Source organism: Anaerophaga thermohalophila str. Valhall (assembly GCF_000250735.1).
Classification (GTDB): Bacteria; Bacteroidota; Bacteroidia; order Bacteroidales; family Marinilabiliaceae; genus Anaerophaga; species Anaerophaga thermohalophila_A.
In genome coordinates this window covers 15,325-28,323 of sequence record NZ_AHZV01000350.1, presented here as the reverse complement: position 1 = coordinate 28,323, position 12,999 = coordinate 15,325, and the positions used below count along the sequence as shown (strand labels likewise).

The 12,999-nt window shown below is 42.0% G+C and carries 9 protein-coding genes; all 9 read right to left on the bottom strand.

Annotated features, from left to right (window positions below):
• Positions 1 to 9: 9 nt before the first annotated feature.
• The 9 genes from OQ5_RS0118090 to OQ5_RS0118055 all read right to left on the bottom strand — a co-directional run bounded on the left by OQ5_RS0118090 (position 10) and on the right by OQ5_RS0118055 (position 12,884).
• Positions 10 to 1,875, bottom strand: coding sequence for a phospholipase D-like domain-containing protein (locus tag OQ5_RS0118090; RefSeq protein ID WP_016778842.1), 1,866 nt, complete (start codon positions 1,873 to 1,875; stop codon positions 10 to 12).
• A 747-nt stretch (positions 1,876 to 2,622) separates the two neighbouring features.
• The gene (locus OQ5_RS21610; RefSeq protein WP_255297630.1) at positions 2,623 to 4,635 is read right to left on the bottom strand and encodes a TonB-dependent receptor plug domain-containing protein; all 2,013 of its coding nucleotides are present in this window, start codon (positions 4,633 to 4,635) and stop codon (positions 2,623 to 2,625) included.
• On the bottom strand, positions 4,574 to 5,119 hold the full coding sequence (locus OQ5_RS25035; protein WP_016778840.1) for an STN domain-containing protein: 546 nt from the start codon (positions 5,117 to 5,119) through the stop codon (positions 4,574 to 4,576). The genes OQ5_RS21610 and OQ5_RS25035 overlap by 62 nt, the downstream gene beginning before the upstream one ends.
• Before the next feature lie 2 nt (positions 5,120 to 5,121).
• Positions 5,122 to 5,985, bottom strand: coding sequence for a FecR family protein (locus OQ5_RS0118080; protein WP_016778839.1), 864 nt, complete (start codon positions 5,983 to 5,985; stop codon positions 5,122 to 5,124).
• A 45-nt stretch (positions 5,986 to 6,030) separates the two neighbouring features.
• Positions 6,031 to 6,537: an RNA polymerase sigma factor gene (locus OQ5_RS0118075; RefSeq protein WP_100221960.1), complete on the bottom strand. Its 507-nt coding sequence runs from the start codon at positions 6,535 to 6,537 to the stop codon at positions 6,031 to 6,033.
• A gap of 75 nt (positions 6,538 to 6,612) precedes the next feature.
• Complete coding sequence (locus tag OQ5_RS0118070; protein WP_016778837.1) at positions 6,613 to 7,560, bottom strand: hypothetical protein; 948 nt, start codon at positions 7,558 to 7,560, stop codon at positions 6,613 to 6,615.
• 61 nt (positions 7,561 to 7,621) lie between these two features.
• Positions 7,622 to 9,568 carry a sensor histidine kinase gene (locus OQ5_RS0118065; protein ID WP_016778836.1) on the bottom strand — a complete coding sequence of 649 codons (1,947 nt, stop codon included), beginning with the start codon at positions 9,566 to 9,568 and terminating at the stop codon, positions 7,622 to 7,624.
• Positions 9,569 to 9,578: 10 nt separating this feature from the next.
• A complete protein-coding gene (locus tag OQ5_RS0118060; protein ID WP_016778835.1) occupies positions 9,579 to 10,904 on the bottom strand; it encodes a 2-hydroxyacyl-CoA dehydratase family protein in 1,326 nt (441 codons plus the stop codon).
• 282 nt (positions 10,905 to 11,186) lie between these two features.
• Positions 11,187 to 12,884: a thiamine pyrophosphate-binding protein gene (locus OQ5_RS0118055; protein ID WP_016778834.1), complete on the bottom strand. Its 1,698-nt coding sequence runs from the start codon at positions 12,882 to 12,884 to the stop codon at positions 11,187 to 11,189.
• Positions 12,885 to 12,999: the final 115 nt, after the last annotated feature.

Below are 12,999 nucleotides of genomic sequence, written 5' to 3'. Positions count from 1 at the left end.
CGGTATTTATCAAAAATCCAGATTAAACGAGTTCACCTCTGTCATCACTTCCAGTACACTAAAATTGTTCTGTGGAACACCGGCTTCCCGCAAAAAATCGTCCGGGTCTTCTTCGGCATTCCATTCCAAAATTTTTGAACTGCTATGTACAGGTGGATTACTGCTAAGACCGGCAAGTTTTGCAGCCGCTTTATCTTTCCAAAGCTTCAACCATCCCTGCGAAGGCCGGTTGGTAAGCTGTGAATCACTAACATTGGAGATACCCAGATGCTCTGACCATAAGTTGCGTCGCAAATCATCAGGGACTTCACTGCCAGGCTGGCCATCAACATTGTTGTAGATAACGGCATTGAGCTCAATGGCCCGCTCTTCTCTAACATCACGATTAGTGACAGGAGGGATAATATGCTGACTCAGATTAAGAGAAACACCATCCAGATTGGCACTGCCTATAGTAGCCCATTTATTATCTACAATGGCTACTTTCGAATGCACATAATTCCTGATAATTCTTTGTTGCGGGGTTGTTTCATGGCTCCACAGGGTATAAATGCCGATACGGTCGCGGGCATTAGCCGCCTGAAGTTGACGCAGAAGCTGACGAACCAGAGAACGCTGCCACCCCTGATAAAAAGGAATATCAACCGCATTATTGATGAGCATGATCACCTGTAGATCGGTATTCCTCAGCATGGCAAGAAACAACGCATCGGCAATTTTTCTTTCAGTAAAATATTGATTTTCAACATATATGAAGTCTTCGGCATTTTTTATTGCCCTCAGGTAGGCCTCCAGGATTCCTTTTTCACCCTCGGGCACAGAATATGGAGCATTCACAAAAAGGTTTCCCGGTAAAGTCCGGACAATCTGGACTGCGGCATTCGAAGAAGGTGCAGGTGCAATGGTCATTGGCTTTTCAGTCCCTCCCAAATGCAGCCAGTGCATATTAAAAGTATCCTGCAAATCCTGAATGGCCTCTCCCTTGATAGTCAGACTCACATCATGAACTGGAACTCTGATGGCATTGCGGGGAAATGTCATATCACCCCGCCGGGGATTATTGATGGTATGCGTGGGATCATCGTAATATTCCTGTAACAAAGGCGAGGCATTAATATGTCCGAAATTCCCGTCAATAATAAAAAACTTAGCATGCATAGGTGTATTGACGGGCCGGCTGAAGCCTCTGACCTCGATGGAATGATTGCTTTCGTCATCGAAAAATGACTCAACTCTTCCGGCAGTATCGGTCGGATAAGGAAATCCCATAAAATCATTGAGGCAGAACTGAACATCCACATCACGATTCCGGTTGGCATTCAGAAGTGCATCTTCAAGTCTTTGACCTCCTCCCGGCATCTGGTCGGGCTGAGAGGGAGAAGAAAAAGTTAAAAACAACTCTTCCACGTCAAAATATAATTGCAATGCAACAACAATATCGCCGGCACTGTTGACATCCTGCATCAAGGCCTCCCAGGCAATTTTATTGTCAATTCGGGGTGTAATCAGGTTTTGCGAAATTCTGACATGAATCCCTGTGAGAAGCGTCACCAACCAGCCTTCATAATCATTGCGTGGTATAGTAATATTCCCGAGTGCAAGAGTCGTGTCCGTGACATTTTCAAACTCATCGGACTGATAAATCAGACGAGCAACGCGGTCGAAAACACGGATACGTATATCGGGTTCGCTCTCAAGCCATCCGTAAGACCAGGAAGAATAACTGACAGAGAAATTACCATCACCGGAAGAAGTCGTTGTTCCCAGGACTACATCATCATCAAGCGCTTCAACATCATAAACAACAACAATCAATCCGCCAATGCCATTTCCTTCGGTATTGACCAAGCGGCCGGAGACACCAGTATTTGCCATAACAATAAATCGTTAGATTTTTAGATATAAGATACAAGATGATTCTTATATCGTTGAAAATCTGCATTTTATTAAACAATACCCTTTGGCCACAAACAATTGATTTACAGTATATTGCAAAAGTTTAACGGACAATTGGATATACTACAATTTTAATAAACCTCTTTAAACGCAAAGAATTGATTTGCAAGGGATCGCAAGGCTTAACAGAGTATTTACATAACATACATGAGCCCGTTCAAAAAAGCATCTTTGTTGCCAAACTCTGTGTTGTTTTAAATTTTTGCAACCTCATTAACAACGAGTTAACTCCGGAACAAAAATTTAAAACGCCTTGATTTTGACAAAAATATGCTTTTTATACCGCACTCATACATAAATTACAACCCCCGATAAAACAGGTCGATTACCAGAAAATAAAAAAGTGGAAAAGCGTTTTCCAGAAAGAAACTCGGCAGCTTTCAATGCAGTTTGTATTGAATATATGGCCCTCAAATATTCACTACATCAATTAACTACAGTGGGTCAAACCGGCATTCGGTGCCGGTTAAATCAATGGGTCCCCTTTAATGTTCAATATTTCCGCAACCCAGGTAATTGTTGAGGATAATATCCTATAAATGAGAATGTATAATTGAAAGACAATTTACAACAATTGTTTTATTAATGGCAAGCGTTTTTTTCAGAAAATTGCAACAAGAAAGTTCTGCCGTCCAACGCGTAATGAAGATACTTTTTAAGAATCTGCTAAAATTCCATTTTCAAAAACACAAGAGGTGTGAATTCCACTGCCTCCGCATCGATATAAGCTGTATTCAACTGATCCAGCGGAATCCGCTCAAAACTTGAATATTTTACATTGTAATTATCCAATGCATTTAACAGAGAGATGCCAGCTTCCCCTTTAAAATTCTGAAAAGGAAAACGATAAACCAGCGCTAAATCCAGCCTTGAATAATCAGGTTCTGTATATTTTTCACTGATATAATTGGCATACAAGGGAAAGCCTGAACCAAAAACGAAGGTTGCCGAAAAGTGGAAATTTTTCAGGAAATGCACCAGACCCGTCAACTTCAACTCATGACGCTGATCATGAGGTGCCCGGCGATATTCCTGTTCAGGGAAGTATGGAAAAAGTTCCTCTGCTCTTCCAAGCGAATAAGAAGTCCAGAACGTATGCCCCTTAAAATCCTTCTTGATAAAAAGATCGATCCCATAGCTCCGTCCTTTGCCCGAATAAACGGATTCATCTCCGGTGGCCAGGCGGACATATCTGGTAAAACCGTTTACCGTTTTATAATATCCGTCAAGACTAATCATCAGCTCGTTCCCCGACCAGGTAGCACCAGCCACCCAGTGCTGTGATTTTAGCACAGGCACCTCATCTTCATCGGCCAGCGACCAGCTATATCGAAAATTTCCTGTTTCGTCGAACAAAGAGCTTTTTATTAGAAACTGATGGTAATGTCCCCATGCAGCATTCAGTTTTATTCCTGCCGGATGCTCCCATTTTACCCTGAGCCTCGGATCAAAATGAGTGGAATTGGTAAAAAAAGAATGATTGATTCGAAGCCCGGCTGTTAAATCAAATCCAGAGCCTAAAGTAATTCTGTCCTGGACAAAACCGGCCAAACGGTTTCCTTCCCCGGTCATAGATAAATATTCTACGCCCGACGAATCTTCTCTAAGATCGATATTATTCCTGATCCATGCTATCCCTGCACCTGGTTGATGAGACCGGTTCCCGGTAAAAATGTACTGATAATCGGCTGACATTTCTCCCACAACTGTTCTGGAACGATTATCTAAGCCCTGAAATGTTCTGTTAAACCTCAGATTCTCCAAATAGCGGCTTATGCTGTAATCCGATTGAAGAGCCGACCAGGCAATTTTCAAGTGAGAGCGATCACCATTGTTCAGGTTTTCTCCCCAAAAAAGAGACGCACCTCCTTGTTTATTATCTTCAGAAGTTTCCTGAAAAATAATATTACGCTGCCGCTCCTGACGCGCGGTATACGAAAAATTATCAGCAGCACCCATCATGCTTACATAGAACAAGCTTCCGTCATCTCCAAACCATGAATATTTTGCATTGACATCCCGGAAAGCATAATCGGGCTCAACATCTATCCTGTAACGTAAATTTTCAGACGCGTTCACCGATGACAGAGGCACATCATCCTCATCAAACAGGTTATAGTAGGTGTGCCGGGTTGCCAGTACAAGTGAAGATTGGTGTGAAACAGGCACCTCCAACATACCATTCAGGGTTTGATTATTAACAAAAAGATGAACATCGGTATTTGACCTGTGCCCGGTATTACCGGTAATACTGACCAAACCTCCTACCACATCTTCTTTTGAGGCATCATATCCACCCTTAAATACTTCCACATCCTTGGCCAAAAAAGGATTTACAGCACTAATATTGTCGTTAAAATTTTTAAGACCCCAAATTGTAAAACCGTCGAAAGTGACGCGACTTGTCCCCTCATAACTACCCCAGATAATCAGGTCGTTGGGCTGTTCACCGGCAGCAACTATTCCGGGTTGTAACCGCAACAGGTTGAATACGGCATTGTCTCCATTGCCAGGCAGGTAACCTGAAATGTAAGAATTCAATTTAATGAGTCCCGGGGCTTCCCCCATCTGCACCGAACGCTCCACCCGGTTATCCTTCACCACAATCTCCGGCAGATCATAAACCGACGGTGTCAGATAAAGTGTATGAAACCGGCCTGCGCTTAAAGTTGTGTCCAAAACAAAGCACCCCAGATGGGATGCTTTTACTTTTAAACAACGAATCATTGAAGGTAGTATAACTGAAAGCCCCTTTCAGGTCGGTCACCAAAGGATGATCGTCGATAAGCACGTGAGAAAAAGGGAGCGGTTCACCACTCGATCTTTCAAGAACCTGACCTTTAACAAGATATTCCTTCCGTCGGGGTGAAATCTCCACCGGAAAAATAACGAACACCTCTCCGGTTATTTCATAACTAAGCGGAAGACCGGCAAGAAGAGCTTCAACAAGAGTTTCAGGAGATGAGAACGTCTCATCAATGGTAATCGAATACCCGGAAAGGAGTCCGTCATCAAAAGAAAAATGCAGATCATAACGTTCACGAAGCTCGACCAGCAATTTATTCAGCGGCCGTTCTTTGCAGCTCACTTCGTATGGCTGGCCTTTAAGAACAAAAGGTATGAGCAAAAGAAAAACAAGTAAAAAACCGGTTTTCTGTAACACAATTACTTCTTTACAATCAAATAACCATTTTCAGTTTTTTCAAAGGTTAGTCCGTAAGGTCTGCAAACAGTTTTCAAAACCTGTTCCACAGGTTGGTTCCTTGTAAAATTACCCGTATAAAGATACGAATATTCACTGTCAATTTTTATTTCAACCGCATATTGCCGTTCAATCTCTCCGAAAACCAGATCAAGCGGGGTTGCTGTAAAAACAAACATGTTGTTCATCCACGATACCGGCATCCCGGCATCTTTCAGTCTGGACAGCCGAAGTGAACCGTCACTGTTCAGACTTGCCTGTTCGTGGGGCAGTATATCGAGCGAATGACCGCTGACGCGAGAAACTACCCTGACTTTACCGGTATAACAAGTAACCTGGTAATGATTATTTCTGGCATAAATATTAAAACTGGTTCCCAGTACTGTTGTTTTACCATGAGAGGAGATCACTTCAAACTTTTCCCCCTTTTCTACTTCAAAGAAAGCTTCTCCTTCCAATGTTACTTCCCTTTCAAGTATCCACCAAAAGGGATGATACGCCACTCTTGTACCGGCATTGAGTGTTACTTGCGAACCATCGGGCAATGTTGTGGCAAGGTGCTTTCCGTGCACTGCAACAATCTCTTCTGAATACAGCCGCATAAAAGCAATTACTCCCACCAGAACGACAACCGAGGCAGCCAACGAAAGCCAAATTCTTCCTGATGACAAATATCTCAGTGGAATATCCTCTTTATCGGAATCGATGGACTCCGATAATTCATTCCACACATCCTGATGCGACTTCCGGTAAGTCATATCAAGACCAGGAAGATTGCGGAGCATCTGCTCCATGTCATTTCGGCCAATATTTTTACTGCTTCTCATCCGAATAAAATCTGTTTGTTCAAGGCGATATAAAACTCATCCCGATTACCCGGGGTTTGTTTCTTCTGCCATCAAAGCATCTTTTAACATACGTAACGCTTTGCTCATCCGTTTTTCCACGGCTTTAACACTTAATCCAAGTCGCTCGGCAATTTCGCGGTTCTTTAACTCTTCAGTACGACTCATCAAAAAAACTACGCGCCAATTTTCAGGCATTTCGTTCAATACTTGTTGATATTTCTTTTTCAGTTCCGAATAGTTCAGCTCATCTTCAGGTGAACGGGATGTTTCATTCGAAAAATTCTGTTTAAAAGCAAACTCTTTTTCAACTCTGGAATGCCGGTATCTGGAGATAAAGATGTCGTGTCCCATCTTGTAGAGCAACTTTCGAATAGCTACTTCATCGCCCCCGGGCTGTTTTTCCCAGAGTTTCAGAAAGCAATCCTGTGCTATATCGGTGGCCAGCTCCTTATTGCCAGACCGGTAATAAAGATAATTCCGAAGGGAATCGAAATTGTTATCAAACAAAAATTTAAAAAACTCTTTTGTCACCTGGAGAAATCTTGATCGTAGCACAAAGATACAAAAATAAGTCCGGAGCATGTCAGCCCCGGACGTATTGCTTTCTTACTGTCCCGACTGATTTCGGTTGGATATCCGTTCTCTTATTCGTTGACCAATAACAAATTCTTTTTCTCCGTTTGCCCACCTGAAAGTTCCGTTATTGTCACAGGTACCATCGCCATAATCGACTGTTCCGAATGCTTGTCCGTTAGCCGAATAAACAACCTCACCGCTGACGATAAACCGGCAGCCTCCCCGCTTCTGTAATTGCCGGGTTATTTCACGGCGATATTCATTGCCATCGGAATCTGTACATAAACCAAACCCGGATATTGTCATTACATCATCTGCAAAATAGAATGGTGTACCCATACCTTGTTCCCAGGTACGTGTAATTTCGGCATAGCACTCAACTTCGGTTCCATCAGGCAATGTTATTACCAGGTCGCGGATAATATGTACTTCCCGACCATCTGTCACACTTATAACAGTTTTTTCAATGGTTCCGTTGATCATTAATGAGTCGACGCTAAAATCAGTAAAAGTTACTGTTCGCACGGCCCCTTCTGTATTCATCGGAGCCGATACAACAATTTCTATAATTCCGCTAAGAATACGGCCATTGATCAACTCTGTTTCCTCTCCGTAATCGAGCGTTACAGTGCGGGGGAAATCACCGTCAGTCCAATCAACGGCTACATCCGGCATATTCCCAAGCCGATAGCGTTCCCGCAATTGTTCCCTGAAAGTAGTGCCCGATTTAAGCTGATCATCCATCAGAGCATCGGCGCTCAGTTCGTCAATGATTGTAGTAGTTCCCGTGTACAGGTCAACCTCATAATCTGCTGATTCAACGGCATCTTCAACAGCTGCATCGGTTGTCACAACCGATTCCACGGTTACATTAAAATCCGGAGTTGTATAATCGGTAGCCGGCACTACCTCATCTTCGTTACAGGCTGTAAATAATACTGCGGTACCAAAAGCCAAACTAATAACTAACTTTTTCATAACTCAAAATTTTTAAGTTTGTGTTTATACAGATACCGCATGAGATAGAATTTACCCTACCTCAAAAATGTTTTTTTAAGGGAAGTAGGAAATAAAAAGCCGAACCTTTACCCAACTCTGACTCAATCCAAATTTTACCGCCCAGTAGCTCCACATAGGCTTTAGAAATGGAGAGTCCCAGTCCGGCCCCCTCATACCCGCTTGAGAAACCACTGTCAACCTGAATGAACCGCTCGAGAATAGCGTGTTGATTTTCTTTACTGATGCCTATTCCTGTGTCTTTTACAAAAAATTCAACATTTTCTCCCCTGATGAAATAACCGAATTGAATGGCACCTTCCTCAGTAAACTTGATGGCATTTTTGATCAGATTGGTTAATATGGCATATACCTTTTCCTTATCTGTCATTATTGCACACTCAGAATCTTTAAGCGACTTTACAACAGTAAGCTCAAGGTTTTTTTGTCTGGTTTCGGCCTCAAAAAAACGAAATAAAAAGTCAAGCTGCTCATTAATATTGGTCTCCTCATACTTAACGCTCATCTGTCCCGATTCAATCTTTGAAATATTAATCAGGTCGTTAATAATGTTAAGTAACCGATTCCCGCTTTTTCGGATGATACCGATATATTCGTTTCTTTCATCTTCTGAAAGATCAGGGTCCTTCAGCAAATCGGCAAATCCCATAATTCCATTCATAGGAGTTCGTATTTCATGGCTCATATTGGCCAGAAAAGCCGACTTCAGACGGTCAGATTCTTCGGCCCGCTCCTTGGCAATCACCAATTCCCTGTCTGCCTTCTTACGTTTCGAAATATCAATCCAATATCCGATTAATTCAACAGGTTCGCCATTTTCGGTATACACAATTTTTGTTTCATCAAGTACCCAGATATATTTTCCGTTCTTGCATTTAAAACGATATTCCATGATATGATGCCCGCTGCGAAAAACACGAGGGATTTCCTTTTTGATCTTTTCACGGTCTTCCGGATGAATATGGTTGGTCCAGAATCCGTCATTTCTAAGAAAGTCGGCGGGGTCATGCCCTGTCAGATTAGTAACATTCTCACTGATAAAAGTCCAGTTCCATGGTTCTTCGACTTCTGATGTGTAAATAACAGCAGGATTGGATGACAGTAAATGCTTCATCCGCTTTTCGCTTTTCTGAAGTGCCTCCTGTGCTTTCATTCTGTCAGTGATGTCCTCATGCATGAGTACAATATACTCCAGTTCTCCGGTTGACAAAAAGACCGGAAATAAAACAGAGCCAATGCAAATCGGATTATTCGGATATTTGGGGTCGGAAAGATGGGCATTGTACCAGATTGGCGGAATTTGAACCACCTCCCCTTTTAATGAACGCAATAACATATCATAAAATTCCTGTTGTTTTATTTGAGGATCGTCAAAGATAGACCATCCCTTATCGGGCTCTGTTTTAAAAAGCTCTAAAAAGGCTTTATTTGCTCTGACATGATGTCCCCGGGGGTTCAATATCTGGATACTGTAAGGGTTAAATTCAATAATCCGGTCAAGGACTTCGGCCATTTTGCGTGTCTCAGCCTGAAAGGTACGAACCTCAGTAATGTCCTGTGTTATACCAACTACTTCCACAATTCTTCCATCGCTTCTAATTTGAGAGGGGATCAGTTTAACTGAAAAATAGCGATTATCGAGCAAGAATTCCCTGTATTCCGCAAATTCTCCACCGAATGCCTTCTTGTAGTATGGTTCTATTCTTCTATAAGCTTCGTCTCCTATTATCTGCCTGACGGTCTTCCCTTTTACCTGATCTGTTCTTATACCATACTCTCTGGCAATCTCTCCCTCGCTGAACAAAAGAATAAATTCTCCCTTATCATTTTTTCCGCAACGAAAAATATGACCATCCAGGGTATCTATGATATCAAAAAGTTCTTTTTCTTTTTGCTGAGCATCGGCAAGTTTTTTTTCAAGATAGAGAATTTTCTTTTGCTCTTCGTTTAATTGCTCCCGGGTTGCCATGAGATTGGTTTTAGGGTGATAAAAAGTTGTGTATCTCTTCTACGAATATTTCCTCCTGTTCATAAATTTCCATATAACCGGACTGAACTGTTTTTGAAGGAATTCCGCTTTCTTCTAACAAATTACAAATCTTCTTTGTCTTTTGCCACATTACAGGGCAGTTTTTAAAAGAAAAGGCTATTACTGCATCAACACCGTAGTTATTTACCTTATTCATAATTTTTTGAAAATAAAACTCCTCAACACAAGAAGTTGACGTAATATCAATACTCTCCAAAATGTATTTCAAAGCCTTATCCGGAAAAGCATCATTTTCCCCAAGCAGACCAGCAAAATGGTCAAAATCATAATCGATATTTGTAATGCCCATATCAATTTCCTCACAAACAATCAGTGCATTACACTTCTCTATAAGCCGGTAAATTTCACCGAAGGGGGGCATAATACGGGGAGAGATCAGCATTACCCGTTTTTTCGTTCCGTTGGGATTGTACCCCTTATTATTTTTGACATTCTCTTCCAGCTCCCGGCGCAGCTTTTTAAGTACATGAAGCAATTTCTCAGGTTCTTCAACCAAAGCAAGCTGCTGTATCCACAAACCGTTTTTACCGTTAAGGGGCGGATTTGAGTGCCTTCGCAAAGAAAAAATAGCTTTGTATTCATGCCGAATGTCTGAAAACAAACGGGCATATTTGAGTAGTCTTTTATTATCAAAACCCTTACTGCCAGTTATTTTAGCCACCCACTTCTTTAATCCATTCACATCTACATTCAATTTACCATATTTCTCATTGGTCTCCAGACAATACAATTCAAACTCATCGGATATCTGAGGAATAATATCGGCAGCTTTTTTAACTGTCGGGCACATATCAGAAGCCAGAACATGGTCGGCAAGATTAAAGAATACACACATTCCGGTTTTAAGAAATCCGATCATTGACCTGGTAACAGAGCACATTCCTTTTGTGAACTCATCGGCATAGGGTTCCACTTCTCCTGCCCCCATACAAACGCTTACCGGTACGAAATTGCCCAAACCGTAAACAACCTCAGGTGGAATGGAATTACAAAGCAATGCCATCACATGATTGCCTTCTCTCCGGTAGTTATACAGATCTTTCACGCGCTGTCCGTGCATCCCGTTCATCATTTCGTCGATCAATTTCATGGTTTGCGGACGTTCTTTTTCTGCGGCTATCTCAGAAGCAAAACGTAATAGTTTATTTTTCATCGCCGCATTAAGCTTCATTTGTTCTGTTCGGGGAAGAAATCTTGCTTTGTTCTTGTTGAAGGCAACTTTGGATATAATATCTGCTTTTTCAAAATTTTTCATCTCACCAGGGTTTGCTGAATAACACTTAAATAATCACTGCTGTCCGACAAATTTAGTGTCTGTTCAGAAAGTGTCATTTACAAGGCTTGCGAAGTCCGAAAATACAGAGTTTACTCATCGTAAATGAGTAATTTTCCGACAAGCGTAACACAGTAAATGGCACTCTATGGACAGACACTAATTAATTGTTTGTAAAACAAAACAAACGACAACTATCTCATATTAAAAACTTTGCATCATTGCGTCTCTGTGTTTAGGCTTTTTTAACTTACTATTGGAACTTTATGACTGGACTCTAATCAGTTTTCTCTGACCAACAGGAGGCATCTCATCGGGATCAATTAAAACGTCAATAACCACCGGACAATTACAGTCGAAGGCCTGATCCAGAACTTCTCTCAACTGGTCAGGGTGGTCAACCCGAAAGCCCTTTAGCCCATAGCCACGGGCAATTAGGGAAAAGTCTGTTTTGTTTAATTTGGTACCTGTAGTTCTGGAATAGATTTTTTTATTAGAGAAATCCGGCATCCCGTAACGTTCGTCATTAAAGACAATCCATATAACCGGAATATTATATTGTGCGGTGGTCGCCACTTCGTTGCCCCCCATAAGAAAAGAACCGTCGCCGCAAATACAAACCACAGGGTTATCAGGATTGCTTAGTTTTATACCGATGGCCGAGCTGATAGATGCTCCCATTGCCCCCAGGCTCAAAGTAGGGAAAAAGTTACCCTTCTGTCCAATGGGCAAATAATGAATAGCCCAGGCCCAGTGGGAGCTCGAATCGGCAAGAAAAAAGGTATTATCCGGCGCTTTTTCTCCAATTTCGGCCAGTAATCGCTGAGGTTTAAGTGGCACACTGTTATCCTTCATTTTCAGGGGATCAATCAGCCTGCCCTTCTCTTTAATCAAAGCAGTCACTTCTCTTCCTGAAATTTTAACATCAATATTGTTCTTTTCGAGCGCTTTAAACAACTGTTCGGTAAGTGACTTAGCATCACCAACTAAACCCAGTTCAACAGGATAATTTTTTCCTATCTCGCGACTGTCGATATCGATTTGGATAATTTTTTTGTTTTTCAAAAAACGTTCATCCCAACCATAGGTTGAGAACTCACCAAAACTGGTTCCAATGGCAATAAGCAAATCCGATTTATTGAAGATATATTCTGAAGCGACCGGATGACCGCAAATTCCGACCACTCCCAGATAATAAGGATGATCGGCCGGAATGGCTCCTTTGCCCTGAATGGTTGTAGCAACCGGTATCTCAAAGCGCCTGGCAATTTGAATTACCGCTTTACGGGCACCTGAAAAAACTGCACCCCACCCTGCCAGAAGGACCGGTCTTTGCGCTTTGTTTATAAGGTTAACGGCTTGTCTCATTCCGGGCACCTCACTATATAGATCACTTATCGGGAAAGTACTCTTTTTGGTCTGAAACTCGTACTCTACGACAGCCAACTGAACATCGAATGGAATATTAACGTGGACCGGCCCCATACGTCCCGAGATGGCACTTCTGATGGCATACCTGATAATTTCTGGAGCTTTCAGGGGGTTTATGAGCGAAAAACTTTCTTTGGTAATGGCTCTGAAAAAATCGACTGTATCAATGGTTTGACCAAATCCTGTAGATTCCTGAAATGCTCCTTTCCCAAAATCGGCTGTAGAAACTTGTCCGGTAATAACCAGCAAAGGAACTGAATTCATATAGGCTGTTGCCACCCCTGTAGCCAGGTTCGTGGAGCCACCCCCGGTGGAGCCGCAACAAACACCTATCTTACCACTACCCTGAGCAAATCCGTAAGCCATAAGTGCGGCCCCTGACTCATGTCTGGCAGCTATAAATTCTAATTTGTCATAATCGAGTGTTGCATCCAGAAGCGGAGCAATAGTCTTTCCTGTTACACCAAATAAATAATCAACCCCCTCATTGATAAGTTCTTCGGCAATGACATTAACAACGCGTTTCTTCATATTAAAAATTAAAGGTTATTTACCGGGCAAAAACAATAATATGGGCGCTTCCCTGTATTATTGTTCCCGGAAGATTATAAAAACACCTTTAACCCTTTAGCTGAAAATCCTATGA